The 16,880-nt window shown below is 65.4% G+C and carries 15 protein-coding genes; 14 read left to right on the top strand and 1 reads right to left on the bottom strand.

Features of this window, described 5'->3' with window-relative positions:
• Window positions 1-104 precede the first annotated feature (104 nt).
• From AB7531_RS29080 to AB7531_RS29025, 12 genes are all read left to right on the top strand, one after another.
• A complete protein-coding gene (locus AB7531_RS29080) occupies window positions 105-944 on the top strand; it encodes a helix-turn-helix transcriptional regulator (protein ID WP_014496257.1) in 840 nt (279 codons plus the stop codon).
• 143 nt (window positions 945-1,087) lie between these two features.
• Entirely contained in the window at window positions 1,088-4,087 is a 3,000-nt protein-coding gene (locus tag AB7531_RS29075) for a xanthine dehydrogenase family protein molybdopterin-binding subunit (protein ID WP_063984198.1), read from the top strand.
• Window positions 4,084-4,899 (top strand): FAD binding domain-containing protein, encoded by an 816-nt coding sequence (locus AB7531_RS29070; RefSeq protein WP_063984197.1) that lies wholly within the window; start codon window positions 4,084-4,086, stop codon window positions 4,897-4,899. Before AB7531_RS29075 ends, AB7531_RS29070 begins: the two co-directional genes overlap by 4 nt.
• On the top strand, window positions 4,896-5,414 hold the full coding sequence (locus AB7531_RS29065; protein ID WP_063984196.1) for a (2Fe-2S)-binding protein: 519 nt from the start codon (window positions 4,896-4,898) through the stop codon (window positions 5,412-5,414). Before AB7531_RS29070 ends, AB7531_RS29065 begins: the two co-directional genes overlap by 4 nt.
• Window positions 5,407-6,951, top strand: coding sequence for an AMP-binding protein (locus AB7531_RS29060; RefSeq protein WP_063984195.1), 1,545 nt, complete (start codon window positions 5,407-5,409; stop codon window positions 6,949-6,951). Before AB7531_RS29065 ends, AB7531_RS29060 begins: the two co-directional genes overlap by 8 nt.
• Window positions 6,952-6,987: 36 nt before the next feature.
• A complete protein-coding gene (locus tag AB7531_RS29055) occupies window positions 6,988-7,794 on the top strand; it encodes an enoyl-CoA hydratase/isomerase family protein (protein ID WP_063984194.1) in 807 nt (268 codons plus the stop codon).
• A gap of 72 nt (window positions 7,795-7,866) precedes the next feature.
• Window positions 7,867-9,198, top strand: a complete 1,332-nt coding sequence (locus AB7531_RS29050; protein WP_063984193.1) for an MFS transporter — start codon at window positions 7,867-7,869, stop codon at window positions 9,196-9,198.
• A 63-nt stretch (window positions 9,199-9,261) separates the two neighbouring features.
• Window positions 9,262-10,959 carry a GMC family oxidoreductase gene (locus tag AB7531_RS29045; protein ID WP_063984192.1) on the top strand — a complete coding sequence of 566 codons (1,698 nt, stop codon included), beginning with the start codon at window positions 9,262-9,264 and terminating at the stop codon, window positions 10,957-10,959.
• 598 nt (window positions 10,960-11,557) lie between these two features.
• On the top strand, window positions 11,558-12,550 hold the full coding sequence (locus AB7531_RS29040) for an NAD(P)-dependent oxidoreductase (protein WP_063984191.1): 993 nt from the start codon (window positions 11,558-11,560) through the stop codon (window positions 12,548-12,550).
• 17 nt (window positions 12,551-12,567) lie between these two features.
• Window positions 12,568-12,906: a class II aldolase/adducin family protein gene (locus AB7531_RS29035; RefSeq protein ID WP_256376421.1), complete on the top strand. Its 339-nt coding sequence runs from the start codon at window positions 12,568-12,570 to the stop codon at window positions 12,904-12,906.
• Window positions 12,872-13,348: a class II aldolase/adducin family protein gene (locus AB7531_RS29030; protein ID WP_256376420.1), complete on the top strand. Its 477-nt coding sequence runs from the start codon at window positions 12,872-12,874 to the stop codon at window positions 13,346-13,348. The genes AB7531_RS29035 and AB7531_RS29030 overlap by 35 nt, the downstream gene beginning before the upstream one ends.
• A 134-nt stretch (window positions 13,349-13,482) precedes the next feature.
• Window positions 13,483-13,884, top strand: a complete 402-nt coding sequence (locus tag AB7531_RS29025) for a VOC family protein (RefSeq protein WP_063984190.1) — start codon at window positions 13,483-13,485, stop codon at window positions 13,882-13,884.
• On the opposite strand, the gene AB7531_RS29020 is transcribed toward AB7531_RS29025, so the two are convergent.
• On the bottom strand, window positions 13,784-14,824 hold the full coding sequence (locus AB7531_RS29020; protein ID WP_441280200.1) for a LysR family transcriptional regulator: 1,041 nt from the start codon (window positions 14,822-14,824) through the stop codon (window positions 13,784-13,786). The two genes, AB7531_RS29025 and AB7531_RS29020, sit on opposite strands and share 101 nt — an antisense overlap.
• Before the next feature lie 89 nt (window positions 14,825-14,913).
• Between AB7531_RS29020 and AB7531_RS29015 the strand changes: the two genes are divergently transcribed.
• Both AB7531_RS29015 and AB7531_RS29010 read left to right on the top strand, forming a co-directional pair.
• Window positions 14,914-15,837, top strand: a complete 924-nt coding sequence (locus AB7531_RS29015) for a hypothetical protein (RefSeq protein ID WP_063984188.1) — start codon at window positions 14,914-14,916, stop codon at window positions 15,835-15,837.
• Window positions 15,834-16,847 carry a DUF2891 domain-containing protein gene (locus tag AB7531_RS29010; RefSeq protein ID WP_063984187.1) on the top strand — a complete coding sequence of 338 codons (1,014 nt, stop codon included), beginning with the start codon at window positions 15,834-15,836 and terminating at the stop codon, window positions 16,845-16,847. Before AB7531_RS29015 ends, AB7531_RS29010 begins: the two co-directional genes overlap by 4 nt.
• Window positions 16,848-16,880: the final 33 nt, after the last annotated feature.

The following is a 16,880-nucleotide window of genomic DNA, read 5'->3' as shown; positions in this document are numbered from 1 at the left end:
TTGCGTCGGTTTGCGCCGTTGGAATATGAAGCGGGTGCTGCTTATAGTGCCGCGCCAATGAAGCAATCATTTTGCAGCGCAACGCTGCCGGGAGGAAGGAACTGATGTCGACGGCCCTGCGCATCGCTCATGGCGCTTTCGGCAGGGTCGCTCTGCTCGACATGGACCGTTCGCTGGTCCGCCACGCTCATCATCACTGCCACGTCCTGCTCAAGGTCGAGGGCTCCGACACGCAGTTTCTTGTGGGCGACCAGGTCACGCCGCTGACAGACACCGCCGCCGTGCTCGTCGACGGTTGGAAGCCGCATGCCTATGTGCACGACGCCAACCGTCCGCGCACGCTGATCATGGCGCTCTATATCGAGCCGGAATGGCTGAAGGAGTTCCGTCCCGGCTGGGCGGCCAGCGGTGCGCCGGGCTTTTTCGAGCGGCCGTCGGGCGAGGTGTCGCCGCGCATCCGTCAGCTCACGCTGCATCTGGCGGCCGAAATGATGGCGAATCCGGATGCGGTGCGGACCCACGAGCAGACGCTCTCGGATCTCATGATCGCGGTGATCGAGCGCTTCACGCCCTGGCGCAGCTTCCCGACCTCGATCCGCGGCATGAGCGCGGTGAGCTGCGACTGGCGGATCCGCCGCGCGATGGACGCGATGCGCGTGCATGATTCCTATGCCAACGTCGATCAGTTCGTGAAGGGCGCAGGCCTCTCGCGCGCGCAGTTCTTCCGCCTGTTCGAGACCTCGCTCGGCGTCTCGCCAAAGCTCTATCTCAACGTCGTCCGCATGGAGCGCGCGCTCGATGCTGTCATGCGCGAGGACACACCGCTCGGCGAGCTCAGCGAGCGTTTTGGCTTTCCGGAGCCTGCGCATTTCACGCGCTTCTTCCGCGATCACGCCGGCGTCAGCCCGCGCGAGTTTCGCAATGTCTCGCGTCTTGCGGGTTGAGTCTTGCGGGCCGATATTGCGCTGCACGCTCTCGAATGAGACGATTTGGTAAGTCGTGAGAGCGGGCGGTATGGCTCCCGCACCCCCAGTCCTGACAAACGTCATCGTCGCGTCAAAGAACGCGTCGGGAGGTATGCCGGGACATGTTGCAGGCGGTCAAATCCGCAAATCCGGGAAGTGGCGATGAGCCGTGGGTCGGGCGTTCGATCGAGCGCGTCGAAGACGCCGCGCTGCTCTCTGGCCGCGGCCGCTTCATCGACGATCTCGGTGTCCAGCCCGGCACGCTGCACGCGACGATCCTGCGCTCGCCGCATGCGCATGCCGATATTCTCTCCATCGATGTTGAAGCCGCCAAGCGTCTGCCGGGCGTTGCAGCCGTTCTGACCGGCAGCGACGTCAAGGCCGTCACCACGAGCCTCGTCGTCGGCGTGAAGGCGCCGGTGGAGTGTTGGCCGATCGCGATGGACCGCGTGCGCTATGTCGGCGAACCGGTCGCTTTGGTCGTCGCAACTGACCGTGCGCGCGCCGAGGATGCGGCCGAGCTGATCAACGTCGAGTATCGCCCGCGGGCTGCTGTCGTCGATCCGCTCGGGACGCTCGTATCAGGCGCGCCGGTACTGCACGAAGGCTTTCCCGGCAATCTCGCCAGTGACCGCCATTTCCGGTACGGCGATCCTGAAAAGGCCTTCGCGGACGCGCCGCATCGCTTCTCGATCGACATACGCTATCCCCGCAATTCCTGCACGCCGATCGAGACCTACGGGGTCGTCGCCTCGCACGATGCGGGCGAGGATGCCTATGAGGTGCTCGCCAATTTCCAGGGCCCGTTCAGCATCCACACCGTGATTGCGCGCGCGTTGAAAGTGCCGGGCAACCGGCTGCGGCTGCGTACGCCGCCGGATTCCGGCGGCAGCTTTGGTGTCAAGCAGGGCGTGTTTCCCTATATCGTGCTGATCGCCGCGGCCGCGCGTGTCACGGGCCGGCCCGTCAAGTGGATCGAGGACCGGCTCGAGCATCTGACCGCGTCGGTGTCGGCGACCAACCGCGCGACGACTTTGTCGGCGGCGGTCGCAGCCGACGGAAAGATCCTCGCGCTGGACTGGGACCAGGTCGAGGATTGCGGCGCGCATCTGCGCGCGCCTGAGCCTGCCACGCTCTACCGCATGCACGGCAATCTGACCGGCGCCTACGACATCCGTCACGTCAAGATCCGCAACCGCGTCGTCGTCACCAACAAGACGCCGACCGGTCTCAACCGGGGCTTTGGCGGCCCGCAGGTCTATTTCGCACTGGAGCGCCTGGTGCAGCGGATCGCGATCGGCCTTGGCCTCGATCCGCTCGATGTCATCAAGCGCAATCTGATCGACGCCGGCGCGTTTCCCTATCGCACAGCGACTGGTGCCTTGCTCGACTCCGGCAACTACCAGGAAGCCGTCGCGCTCGCAGTCGAGCAGGGCAGGCTCGCTGCGCTCAAGGCGAAGCGGGACGAGGCGCGAGCGCAGGGGCGGCTCTACGGGATCGGCTTCACCGCGGTGGTCGAGCCCAGCGTCTCCAACATGGGCTACATCACCACCGTGCTGACGGCGGCCGAGCGCCGCAAGGCAGGTCCCAAGAACGGCGCGCAGGCAACCGCAACCGTCGGGCTCGACCCGGTCGGCAGCGTCACGGTTCACGTCGCCTCCGTGCCGCAGGGGCAGGGCCATCGCACGGTGCTGTCTCAGGTGGTTGCCGACGTCTTCGGCCTCCAGCCGAAAGACATCCGGGTCAACACCGAGATAGACACCGCCAAGGATGCCTGGTCGATTGCGTCAGGGAATTACGCCAGCCGCTTCGCCGCAGCCGTGGCCGGTACCGCGAAGATCGCAGCCGAGCGCGTTGCTGGCAGGCTCGCCCGCATCGCCGCCAGCCAGCTGAACGTCGAAGCCGCCGACATCGTGTTTGCGAAAGGCTTCGTTGCCTCCAGGCACAATCCGGAGAACCGGATCGCGTTCTCGCGCGTCGCGGCGCTCAGCCATTGGTCGCCGGGCTCGCTGCCTGATGATGCCGGCCAGACCATCCGCGAGACCGTGTTCTGGACGCCGCCGGAGCTGACGCCGCCCGACGAGGACGACCGCATCAACTCTTCGCTCTGCCACGGCTTCATCTTCGATTTCTGCGGCGTCGAGATCGATCCGACGACGCTGGAGACGCGAATCGACCGCTACGTCACCATGCACGATTGCGGCACCATCCTGCATCCCGCCATGGTCAACGGCCAGATCCGCGGTGGCTTTACGCAAGCGCTCGGCGCCGCGCTCTACGAGGAATATGCCTACGCCGAGGACGGCAGCTTTCTGACGGGAACGCTCGCCGATTATCTGCTGCCGACCACGACAGAGGTGCCGGAGCCGCAGATCATCCACATGGAGACGCCGTCGCCGTTCACGCCGCTCGGCGCAAAAGGCGTCGGTGAGGGCAATTGCATGTCCACACCCGTCTGCCTCGCCAATGCAGTCGCGGACGCGCTCGGCATTGCCGATATCACCTTGCCGCTGGTGCCGGCGCGGCTTGCAGAGCTGGTGCGCGGTGCCGAACCGCCGCCTCCCGCTGGCGGCGCGACTGCCGCGCCTGTGCGCGAAGGCGACCGGCGGCTGCGCGGTGAGGGGCAGGCCTCGGTAAAGGGGGCGCCCGAGCAGGTCTGGGCGATGCTGCTCGATCCCGCAACGCTGCAATCGGTCATTCCCGGCTGCCAGCGCGTCGACAAGATCACCGACACGCATTTCCGCGCCGACGTCACGCTCGGTATTGGCCCGGTCAGCGGGCGTTATCGCGCCGACGTCGAGCTGTTCGATCTCGATCCGCCGCGCGCGGTCACCCTGCGCGGCGGTGCCACCGGCGCGCTCGGTTTCGGCAATGCCGAGGGGCGCATCACGCTCGCGCCCGACGGCAATGGCGGAACGAAGCTGACCTACAGCTACGACGCCGCGATCGGCGGCAAGGTGGCGAGCATCGGCGGTCGCCTGCTCGACGGCGCGACGCGCGTCATCATCGGCCAGTTCTTCACTGCGCTCGCCCGCAAGGCCGGCGGTGGTGGTGCGGAGGGCGGCTTCTCGCTCTTCGCGCTGCTGGCAAAGGTGGCGAGCCTGTTCGGGGGACGCCGATGAAACCGTCCGCATTCGACTATCTCCGTGCCGAAACCCTTGGCGATGTCCTCGAAGGACTCGCGCAGCAGGGTGGCGATGCGCGCGTGCTCGCGGGCGGGCAGTCGCTGATGGCGATGCTCAACATGCGCCTCGCCAAGCCAAAACTGCTGATCGACATCATGCGCATCAGGGAGCTGCGCGAGATCGAGCGGAAGGGCGATGCCGTCACTATCGGCGCCGGCGTGCGCCAGGCTGACCTCCTGGCATGGCCTGACCTCGCCGAGGCGCTGCCGCTGGTCGCGCTGGCGCTGCCATGGGTTGGGCACATGCAGACCCGCAGCCGCGGCACCATCTGCGGCTCGCTCGCGCACGCCGATCCCAGCGCCGAGATGCCGCTGACGCTGGTTGCGCTCGGCGGCGAGGTGTTGCTGCGCAGCGCCAAGCGGCGGCGGCGCGTTGCCGCCAAGGACTTCTTCGCCGGCATGATGCTGACCGCGCGCGCCGATGACGAACTGATCGAAGGAATCTCGCTGCCCGCCGTCAAGGGATCGCGCTTCGTCTTCCGCGAGGTCGCGCGACGCCATGGCGATTTCGCCATCGTCGCCTGCGCCGCGATGAAGACACCGACGGGCGTGCGCCTCACAGTCGGCGGCGTCGCCGACGTTCCGACCGCGCGCGACTGGCCGCGGCTGGAGGGCAGCGCGCTCGACGATGCCCTCAATGACTTTGCCTACGAGCTTGGCGCCCGCGACGACGTCCACGCCACCGCGCGCTACCGCCGCGACCTCGTGCGCATGATCGGTCGCGATCTGATCGGCGAGGTGCTGCAATGACCCGTCTCAAGGCAGATCAGCGCCATGCCGTCCGTTTCGCGCTCAACGGCAAGCCGGTCGAGGGCGAGGCCGAGCCGCGCATGCTGCTGTCCGATTTCCTGCGTCACCAGTTGGGCGCGACCGGCACCCATGTCGGCTGCGAGCACGGCGTCTGCGGTGCCTGCACTGTTGTCGTCGACGGCATGCTGACGCGGTCGTGCCTCACGCTCGCCGCGCAGGTCGATGGTTGCGAGCTCAAGACTGTCGAAGGCCTCGCGCCGTCGGCGGACCGGCTCGGCGTGCTGCAGCAGGCGTTCCGCCGCAACCACGCGCTCCAGTGCGGCTTCTGCACCGCCGGCATTTTGATGTCGCTCGACCACTATCTCGCCAGGAACCCGGCGCCGACCGAGGCCGAGATCCGCGACCTCCTTAGCGGACATATCTGCCGCTGCACCGGCTACACACCGATCATCCAGGCGGCGCTCGAAGCCGCCGCCGAACTCGCTTCATCCAAAAAAGAGACGTCCGATGCTTGATCTCGCCAGCAGCTTCATGGCCAGCGCCGCGCGCGATCCTCATGCGATTGCGCTTGTCGACGGCGATCTCCGCCTGACCTACCGCCAATGGTACGGCAAGATCTCTGCGCTCGTGGCGTCATTCGACCGCCTTGGCCTCAAGCCCGGCGATCACGTCGTCACGCTGCTGCAAAACCACTGGGAAGCGGCGACGCTGCACTGGGCCTGCCAGTTCGCAGGCCTCGTGATCACGCCGATCAACTGGCGCGCCAAGGCCGACGAGCTCGATTACTGCATCGAGAACGCCGAAGCCTGCGCGATCGTCTATCAGGATATCTCTGCCGAGGCGGTGCAGGGCTCGGGGTTGGCAGGCAAGCTGCTGCGTGTTTCCGTCGATCCCGGGACGGGGGAGGCCACCAGCTTTGCCGATCTGATCAAGGACAGCGCGCCGGACGCCGAGCCGCGTGTCGGCACCGATGCCTGGTCGATCATGCTCTACACGTCAGGCACAACCTCGCGGCCGAAGGGCGTGCCGCGGCGGCATCGCGCCGAACGCGCCGCGGCGATCGCCCATGTCGCGCAAAATCTCTACGGCCGCGGCGAGCGCACGCTCGGCGTCATGCCGCTCTACCACACCATGGGCGTCCGCTCGCTGCTGGCGATGTCGCTGATCGGCGGCACTTTCATCTGCCTGCCGCGCTATGACAGCCACCAGGCCCTGGCCCTGATCGAGAAGGAGGAGATCACCAACCTCTATCTGGTGCCGACGCTCTATCACGACCTCGTTCATCACGAGGCCTTTGCCAGGACCGACGTCTCCAGCGTCCGCAAGCTCGGCTTCGCCGGTGCCTCGATGACCGACGGCCTTCTCAAGAAGCTGAACGAGGCGTTCAAGCCAGAGTTGTTCGTCAATCACTACGGCAGCTCCGAGATCTACACCTTTACGATCGACCAGAACGCCGCCGCAAAGCCCGGCTCGGCCGGCAAGGCGGGGCTGAACCAGCACGTCAAGGTCGTGCGCATCGGAGCGAAGTCGGTCGCGGAGCTTGCCGCGGTCGGCGAGGAGGGCGAGATCATCGCGACGCTGGCCGGCGACGAGGCCTTCGAGGGCTACTGGCGCCGCCCTGAAGCCGACGCCAAGTCGCTGCGCGAGGGCTGGTATTTTACGGGCGATACCGGCTTCGTTGATCCCGACGGCGACCTGTTCGTCACCGGCCGCGTCGACGACATGATCATCACCGGCGGCGAGAACGTCTCGCCGGTCGAGATCGAGAGCTGCCTGTCGCTGCATCCGGCGGTCGACGAGGTCGCAGTGGTCGGCGTCGCCGACGAGAAATGGGGCAAGGTCGTAGCCGCCTTCGTCAAGCGCAATCGCCCTGTGTCGGACGTCGAGCTGGAGCAGTTCTGCCGGACCACGGGCCTTGCCAATTTCAAGCGGCCGCGCCGCTACGTCTTCGTCGACGCCATTCCCAAATCGCCGGTCGGCAAACTGCTGCGGCGACTGCTCGTCGCCGGTGAATACGAAGCCGAGCGCCTGCCGCCATCAGACGCCGCCTGATCATCACTCATCTACAATCAACAGAAGGAAACCAACATGCCGTCAGCCTACAATTTTACCGATCCTCGACTCGCAAAACTCGACGGGTTCAAGGTCGAGATCGATGAGGCGCATGAGCGGGCCGATATCATCCTGGGCCGGCCGCCCTACAACGTCGTGGCGATGCCGCAGCGTGACCAGCTGCGCCTGACCTTCGAGACGCTGGACGAGGATCCGCGCGTCCGCGTGATCGTGGTGCGCGGCGAGGGCGAGCATTTCTCCAGCGGCGGCAATATCGGCGGCTTCATGGAGGCGAGCCCCGAGCACGTCTCCAAGCTCGCCTGGAACATCGCCGCGCCGGCGCGCTGCGCCAAGCCCGTGATCGTTGCCAACCGCGGTTATTGCTTCGGCGTCGGCTTCGAGCTGTCACTCGCCTGCGACTTCCGCATTGCCTCGGAGACCACGCAGTACGCGCTGCCGGAGCAGAAGCTCGGCCAGATCCCGGGCTCGGGCGGCTCGGCTCGCTTGCAGAAGATGGTCGGCATCACCCGCACCAAGGACATCGTGATGCGCTCCAAGCGTATCTCGGCCAAGCAGGCGTTCGACTGGGGCATCTCCACGGAGTGTGTGCCGGATGCCGAGCTGGAGAAGGCGACCGACAAGCTGGTCGACGAGCTCCGCACTTTCTCGCCGCTGGCACAGCGCACCGCCAAGAAGCTGCTCAACGACACCGAGGATTCGACGCTCGCGATCGCCATCGAGCTCGAAGGCCATTGCTACAGCCGCCTGCGGCAGTCGGAAGACTTCAAGGAAGGCGTCGAAGCCTTTAACGCCAAGCGTCCGCCGAAGTTCACCGGGCGCTGATGCGCGACAAAACTGCCGCGGGTCGCAATGACGCGAACCGCGGCTCTATCAAAACGGGGGAGGTAAAACAGCATGGCTGAGATGGATATGCCGGCCGCGGGCGCACAGGCGTCGGCGGATAACAAGCAGATGGTCAATGCGATCATCGCATCGGTGCTCGGATGGGCGCTGGATCTGTTCGATTTGTTCATTTTGCTCTACGTGGCGCCGGTCGTCGGCGCGCTGTTCTTTCCGTCGAGCAACCCAGCGCTGTCGCTGGCTGCGGTCTACGGCTCTTTCGCCGTGACGCTCCTGATGCGGCCGCTGGGCTCGGCGGTGTTCGGGCATTATGCCGACGTGCACGGCCGCAAGCAGGCCATGCTGATCGCCATCATCGGCGTCGGCATCAGCACGGCGGCGTTCGGCCTGCTGCCGACCATCGCCCAGGTCGGCGTGATCGCGCCGATCCTCTTCCTGATCCTGCGTCTGGTGCAGGGCATCTTCGTCGGCGGCGTCGTGGCCTCCACCCACACCATCGGCACCGAGTCGGTGCCGGCGCAATGGCGCGGCGCGATGTCGGGTCTGGTCGGCGGCGGTGGCGCCGGCATCGGTGCGCTGCTCGCGTCCTTCATCTTCCTGATCACGTCCTCGATCTTCCCCGGCGATGCCTTCGCGGTATGGGGCTGGCGCTTCATGTTCTTCTCGGGGTTGCTGAGCTCGCTGCTCGGCTGGTTCATCTTCCGCAACCTCGAGGAGTCGCCTTACTTCAAGGAGCTCAAGCGCCAGCAGGGTAAGAAGCAGGCGAAGGTCTCGAAGGCGCCGGTCAGGGACGTGTTCTCCGGCGAATATCGCGGCGTGCTGCTGGTCAACCTTCTCATCACCTTCGGTGGCGGCGCCGGCTACTACCTGACCTCGGGCTACCTGCCGAGCTTCCTGAAAGTCATCAATGCGGTCCCGAACCAGACCTCGTCGTTGATCCTGATGGGTGCGAGCGTGTCGGCGTTCTTCTCCGCGGTGCTGGTCGGCGCGCTGAGCGATCGTATCGGCCGCAAGAAGACGTTCCTCATCATCGGTGTCTTGGCCGCGGTGCTGCTGCCGCTGTGCTATCTCAATCTCGCGGCGACCAAGGACACGACGCAAATCACGCTCTATGCGCTCGCCATCGCTTTCATCGGCAATGCCGGCTATGCGCCGGTGCTGATCTTCCTCAACGAGCGTTTTCCGACCGCGTTGCGCGCGAGCGGAACGGGCCTGTCCTGGAACATCGGCTTCGCGCTGGGCGGCATGATGCCGACCTTCGTCTCGCTGGTGAGCGGCAGCCCTGCGGAGATCCCGATGTCGCTGGCTTATTTCGCGGTCGGCGTGTTCGTGATCTACCTGATCGGGGCGGTCGTGATCCCCGAGACCAAGGGTAACTTCCGCTGAGCCAAATCGGCGCGGCCGCATTCGTGGCCGCGCCGATCCATCGAATTGCGCGATGAGACGGGAATGGATGGGCTGCATTTCGACGACGTGATCGTCGGCGGCGGGTCGGCGGGCTGCGTGCTCGCCAATCGGCTTTCCGCAGACGGAAGCCGTCGCGTGCTTCTGATCGAAGCCGGGATGGACACGCCGCCCGAGGCGACGCCGCCGGAAATACTCGACAGCTATCCGATGACGCTGTTCTTCGGCGACAAATACATCTGGCCGGGCCTGTCAGCGGCCGCCGGCCGCAATGCCGAGGGCAAGCCGGTCGTCCGCGCCTACGAGCAGGGCCGGGTGATGGGCGGTGGCTCCAGCATCAACGTGCAATCGGCCAATCGCGGCCTGCCGCGCGACTATGACGAGTGGCGCGATCTCGGTGCCCGGGGCTGGGGCTGGGCGGATGTGTTGCCGTACTTCCTCAAGCTCGAGACTGATCTGGATTTCGACGGCCCGCTGCATGGCAAGCACGGCCCGATCCCGATCCGCCGCATCGCGCGCGAGGCGATGCCGCCGTTTGGCCACGCCGTCGGCGAAGCGTTGTCGGCGACCGGCCTGCCGTTCCGAAAGGACCAGAATGGCGAGTTCGAGGACGGCATCTTTCCGCCGGCCTTCTCCAATCGCAATGACCGGCGCGTCTCGACCGCAACCGGATATCTCGACGCAGCAACGCGCGCGCGGCCGAACCTGATCATTTGGGCGGACAGCGAGGTCGAACAACTCCAGCTCGATGGCCGCCGCGCGACGGGCGTCGTGGTCGCGCGGGGCGGGCAGAAGCTCGCCGTCGCCGCCGGCCGCGTGATCCTGACCGCAGGCGCGCTGCAATCGCCGGCGATCCTGATGCGGGCGGGCATCGGCCCGGGTGCGGCGCTGCAAGCGCTCGGCATTCCCGTGGCGATCGATCTGCCCGGCGTCGGCAGCAATCTGCGCGATCATCCCGCGCTGACCTTCTGTCAATATTTGCCGCGGCGGTTGCGGTTGCCGCTTGCCCGGCGGCGTCCCAATTTCGCGGCGATGCGCTTCTCGTCGGGACATCAGGGCTGCGATGCTTCCGACATGTACATCACGGCCTCGGCCCGTGGCGGCTGGCACGCGCTGGGCACGCGGCTCGGGCTCTACTTCCTCTGGTGCAACCGGCCGTATTCGAGCGGCTCGCTCACCTTGGCGACGCCCGATCCCAGAACCTATCCGGTCGTGGATCTCAACCTCTTGTCCGACGATCGCGATCTCGAGCGGATGGTTGCGTCGGTCCGGCTGCTCGCGAAGCTTATCGTTCATTCCGCGCTCAACCCCGAGGCGGCCGATTTCTTCCCGGCCTCCTATTCCCCGCGCATCAAGCGGCTGAGCCGGTATGGCACGGCCAACCGAATCGTCGCCTCCATCCTCGGCCCGATGCTCGACGTGCCCGCGGGCCTCAGGCAGCTCTTGATCCGCCTTGTGCTGCTCAACGGCACGGCCTTCCAGGCGACGCTGGCGGACGACCGCGCGCTGGAAGCCTTCGTGCGACAGAGCGTGTTCGGCGTCTGGCACCCCGTGGGGACATGCCGCATGGGCGATCCATCCGACCCGAAAGCGGTGGTCGCCCCGGAAGGGCTGGTGATCGGCAGCGACAATATCTTCGTGGCGGATGCTTCGATCATGCCGCGGCTGCCGACGGCCAATACCAACATTCCCGTGATCATGGCGGCCGAGAAGATCAGTGATGCCCTGCTGTCGCGAAATTAAGCTTTGTGCTGCGCCAGCGCGGAAACGCCCTCCTGCGTGAGGTATTCGAGTTCCACGAGGTCACTCCGTTGGATTCGACTCCTGAACAGGAAGCGCCGCGACGACCGACTGCGGCATCGAGCGGTTCACGTTGGACAGGGCTCGCTCTTCTTCGCTGTTGTTAGAAAGTGGCCCGTGATGGATTGGAGCGAGGGTTAGATTGTTTCAATCAGTTAAGGGGCGGCGTGTGCATGACGTATGCACCGGGAGATCGAGAAAAAAATTTGCGCAGGCCAATGTGAGCAGGCGTTTTTCAGCAGGCGGATTGGTCGCGGAAAGCGCAGCTTCTTTGCACTCACGCAGCTAACTGCGACCTAGTCGATCAATGACGCGACGTCCTGGGATGGGACCAACTGGCTCTTAATCAGCAGGGCTCGGGTTCGAGCCTTTGCCGCGTCGGGCGCGAGCCCCCGCAGAGGCGCCAGGGCTCCAGAGACAAATCCTTTTGTCTTGCCGAAGCGCGTCGTCCTCTTGTTGCAAGACACCCGTCATCTTTGAAAGGACTATCTTGCCGCAAACGCCTAGCATATCCGGATCGTTGCCATCGTGACTGCGTGACATGAACACTCCCCGAGTTGAAAACCAGCGCGCCTCCACCAGCGTGCGATCGCCGATCATCGTCAATCAGCTTGGCCCGGACATTCGTGCGGCGCTGGTCGATCACTGGTCGCGCCCGCTGATCATCGATCATTCCGCCGATCGCGCGCCCTGGGAGGTTGCTCCCGAAGCCGACGTGCTGCTGACGCGGCCGCTCGTGGGCTGGCACAAGGCGCCTGCGGAGAAGCCGGCCGGCTGGCCGTTTGGCCTGCACTGGATCCAGACCGCATCGACGGGAGTCGATTTCTTTCCGGCGTGGCTGCTCGACGGTCCCGTGGTCACGGTCGGCCGCGGCATCTCGGCTGATCCGATCGCGGAATACGTCCTTGCGGCGATTCTCGGCTTCGAGAAGCGCATCCATGACATCCGGCCGAGCAGCCGCGAGCAGTGGAAGATCAGTCCGCTGGGCTCGCTCACCGGCAAGACGATCGGGATTGCCGGTTTCGGCGCGATCGGCCGCGCAGTCGCCGAGCGGGCCAAGCCGTTCGGTGTCAACATCAGGGTTCTCAGGCGCTCGGCCTGGCCATATGTCCTTCCGGGCATCCAGCCGGTTGATAGCATCGAGGAACTGGTCGCGGTTTCCGATCATCTCGTCCTTGCTCTGCCGGCGACGACCAAGACCGCGCGTCTGATCAACGCCGATGTGCTGGCGCGGGCCAAGACGTCGCTGCACCTAATCAATGTCGCGCGTGGGCGGATCGTCGATCAGAGTGCGCTGTTGCAGGCGCTCGACGAGGGGCGGATTGCCGGCGCGACGCTCGACGTCACCGATCCCGAGCCGCCGCCGGAGGGCGATCCGATCTATCGCCATCCCAAGGTCGTCCTGACCCCGCATGTGTCATGGACGGGTGGCGAGGATGCCAAGCGGCTGGCCGACAAGACGCTGGTCAACCTCGATGCCTATGCGCATGGCGTGGCGCTGGCCGACGTCTTCGACAAGAATCTCGAGTACTAGAGAAGGAAACCGCAGCAATGAACAAGGTCGTCGAGAAGCCCAAGAAATACTCTCTGGTCGAGCGCACGCCGGCCGCGACGTTCGAGGAAGAGCGGCTGCACCGCAAACAGCGGCTTGCCGCAACATTCCGCCTGTTCTCGCGCTACGGCTTCGATCAGGGGCTCGCAGGCCACGTCACCGTGCGCGATCCGGAGTTCCCCGAGCGGTTCTGGATCAATCCGCTGTCCAAGCATTTCAGTCAGATCAAGGTCTCCGACCTTCAGCTCGTCGATCACGATGGCAACATCCTGATCGGTCAAGCCGATCAACCAGGCCGGCTTCGTGATTCACTCCGCGATCCACGCCGCGCATCCTGAGGTGATCGCGGCCGCGCACACCCATTCGACCTATGGCAAGGCCTGGTCGGCGCTCGGCCGCCTGCTCGATCCGCTGACGCAGGACTCCTGCGCCTTCTACGAGGATCACGTGCTGTTCGATCCGTTCTCCGGCGTCGTGCTGGAGGCGGAAGAGGGCCGCAAGATCGCGCACGCGCTGGGATCGAAGAAGGCGGCCATCTTGCAGAACCACGGCCTGCTCACGGTCGGACCGACCATCGAGGCTGCCGCCTGGTGGTACATCGCCATGGACAATGCTGCGCGCGCCCAGCTGCTTGCGGAAGCCGCCGGAACGCCAAAGCCGATCCCGCACGAGATCGCCAGCCTGACCTCGCGGCAGGTCGGAACGCACAAGGGCGGCTATTTCAGCTTCCAGCCGTTGTGGGACTGGATCACCGAGGCGGAACCGGATCTATTCAATTAGGGATCGAGGCTTCCGAGCCGGGCCGATGACCCGGCTAGCCGAATTGCGCCATGCTCTAACATCGTGAGATATAGCGGCAGGCGGCTTGTCACGCTTGTGCAGGCTGCCGCAGCAACGGTGAGGAGCAGGGCGACATGGTCAATGGTCTGCCAAGCGAAGTTGAAGTCATCACATTGTTCGTCGATGACATTGCGTCGTCGAAAGCGTTTTACGCCAAGGTTTTCGCGTCCGAGACGGTCTGGGAGGATGCGGTCTCATCCGTGCTTCGATTTGGCGGGCTCCTGGTCAATCTTCTCGACGCGTCTCAGGCACCGCCGCTTGTCGAGCCGCTGCGTGTCGCGCAGTCCTCCGCAGGGGCGCGCGCACTCCTGACGATCAGGGTCGTCGACGTCGACCAGGTCTGTTCAGCCCTGCGGGAGATTGGCGTCGATCTGCTCAATGGCCCGATCGACCGTCCGTGGGGGCGACGAACTGCGTCCTTTGCCGACCCCTCAGGCCATGTCTGGGAGATCGCGCAGCTGATTGAGCGGAAATAGCAGCCTGCTGCCGGCCCGCCGATCGCGACAGCGTCCCACAGACGCGATTGACCAGTTCGATGAACCAGCGCAGCGCCGGATTGGCCATGGCGCGGCGCGTGTGGAGAAGGTCGATGGTGAATGGCTCCACATCGTAGGGAATCGGAACGACAGATACGCCGGCGGCTGTCGCGAAGCGGCGCGCGACGCGCTCGGCCATGGTTGCCACGAGATCGGTGCCGGCGACGGCAAACGGCACCGCGACGACATGGGCGAGCGTGATTGCGGTCCGGCGCTTGCGTCCGTGCCGGCTCAGCATCGTGTCGATTGCGCCGGGAAGCCCGTCGCCGCCGGCGGAGGAGAACAGCACATGCGGAAGCCGCGTGTAATCGTCCTTGGTGAGACGGGCTTTCAGTTTGGCGCGTTTGGCGTCGCGAATGCAGACGAAACTCTCCGTGAAAAGCGTGGATCGGATGATGCGCGGGGAAGCGGGAAGATGGCCACCTATCAGCGCGTCGACATCGCCGTGTTCCAGGCTTGCGACACTCGCGGCCGGATCAATGATGGGGCGCACCACGAGATCGATACCAGGCGCCTCCCGCCGCAACGCCTCGACCAGTCGCGGCACCACGACGAGGTCGCCATAGTCGGTCGCCGCAATAGACAGGCGATGGCGGGCTGTTGCCGGATTGAAGGCTGATGTCGGTTCGAGCACGCCCCTGATCTGCCCCAGAGCGTCGCTGATCGGCCGCGCCAGCGCCAGCGCCTTGGCCGTCGGCTGCATGCCGGAGGCCGAGCGCACGAAGAGCTCATCGCCAAACAGCGCACGCAGCCGCGTCAGCGTGCTGCTCATGGACGGTTGCGCCAGGCCGATGCGCTGGCCGGCGCGGGTCACATGGCGTTCCTCCATCAGCGCCTCGAAGGCGACCAGGAGGTTGAGGTCGACGGAAACCAAATTCATTTGAACGATGATAGATATAATAACAATCGATTTCAAGAATGATGCGGGGTGTGGTCTTCTGGCGAAGACGACATGATTGGGCGCGGCGTATGCGATCCTCACTCCTGCACTTCATCCCGCGCGGACCGACATTGCTGGCGCTTGGCGTCCTGCTTGGATTGGCCTTTCCGGCTCTTGCGGACCTCGCTCACCCCCTGATGCCAATCACGATCTTCCTGATCGTGCTGGGAACGCTGTTGCGGATCGACAGTCAGGCCGTCGTCGCAACGCTGCGACGGCCATCGCTTTCCGTGCTCTTGCCGGCTGTCGTCATGGTGGCCTGTCCGCTCGTGATCGGTGTTGCCGGTCACGCCTTGAACCTTGGTCCGGAGATCGCGCTTGCGGCGGTGCTCGCCGTCTCGGCGCCGCCATCGAGCGGAACGGCAGCAGTGGCACGCATGCTCGGGCTCGACGGTGCGGTGCCGCTCGTGGTGACGGTGTTGTCCATGGTGCTGGCTCCGGTCACCGTGCCGCTTCTTGCAGGCTGGTTCGGCGGGCTCGAGATCAGCGCGCTCGAGCTCGCGCTTCGTCTGGCGCTATTGATTGGCGGCGCCGAAGGGGTGGCTTTCCTGGTCCGCCGGCATGCAGCCCCGGTGCTGGCGGCCCATGGCGGGATGGTCGACGGGATCATCGTCGCGGCGCTTCTCGTCTTTGCGGTGGCGACGATGGCTGGCATTCGCGCGCAGATCGCGGCAGATGTGCAGGCCGCCATGCTCTGCCTCGGGCTCGCCTTCGCTTGCAATATCGCCCTTCAAGCAGCTGGTGCCGTGCTGCTGCCGGGCAATTTGGGCCAGCGGCTGACCGTCGGGCTCATCCTCGGCAACCGTAATGTCGGCCTGGTCTGGTCGGCGCTGGGTGCTGCCGCCTCGCCACGCATGGCGCTATACTTCGCCGCGACGCAATTTCCGATCTACCTCCTGCCGCGCCTGATCGAGACATTGATCGGCCGGAACACTGGAAAGGCCAAGCCGTGACCACGCCCCGTCTTACCCGCGAACATGCCTCGCATTTTGCCAACATCGCGCTCAGCCATGTCGGGCGCGAATATCCCAATAACGTTGACCACGCGCTGGCTGAACCTGCGGATGCCCGCACGCCGAGCCAGCTGCATCCGATCTTCTACGGCAGTTATGACTGGCATTCCTGCGTCCACAGCTATTGGATGCTGGCGCGACTGCTGCGCAGGTTTCCCGACTTTGCGGCAGCTTCCGACATCCGCGCTCTCTTCGATACGCAATTCGTGCCCGAGAAGGTCGCCGCCGAACGTGCTTACTTCGCCCGCCCGACTGCCCGCGGCTTCAAGCGGCCGTATGGCTGGGCCTGGCTCCTGAAGCTCGCGACTGAACTGGCGCTCCAGCCTGACGATCGCTGGAGCCGCAATCTCGCGCCGCTGGCCGAGGTCATCGCGCAACGCTTTCGCGACTTCCTGCCGTTGGCGTTCTATCCCGTACGCGTCGGCACGCATTTCAATACGGCGTTTGGCCTGCGGATGGCGGCAGACTACGCCGGCATCAAAAAGGATGAAGCGCTCGCCAGGTTGCTGCACGAGACTGGCCAGCGCTGGTATGGTGAGGACACCGACTGCCCCGCCTGGGGGGAGCCGAGCGGCGACGACTTCCAGTCCTCGGCTCTTATCGAGGCCGAATGCATGCGGCGGCTGTTGCCTCCGGACGCGTTCCTGCCCTGGTTCGATCGGTTTCTGCCGCGGCTGGTCGAACAGCGGCCGGCAACGCTGTTCAAGCCTGCGACGGTCACCGATCGCACCGACGGCAAGATCGCTCATCTCGACGGACTCAATCTCAGCCGCGCCTGGTGCTGGCGCTCTCTCGGCGACGCCTTGCCGGCAGGCGACCCCCGCCGCGTCGTTGCTCACGAAGCGGCGCGCGAGCATCTGGCCGCAGGCCTCCCCCATATCGCCGGTCACTACATGGGAGAGCACTGGCTCGCGAGCTTTGCCGTGCTCGCACTGGATGATGAGAACTGAGCGGGCAGGGGCCTTCCGCGGCTTATTCAATCC

The sequence above is a fragment of the Bradyrhizobium sp. 63_E2_N1_3 genome, assembly GCF_052076005.1.
Lineage (GTDB): Bacteria > Pseudomonadota > Alphaproteobacteria > Rhizobiales > Xanthobacteraceae > Bradyrhizobium > Bradyrhizobium barranii.
Note: the sequence above shows the minus strand (reverse complement) of the source record. Positions and strands in the feature narration are given on the sequence as shown.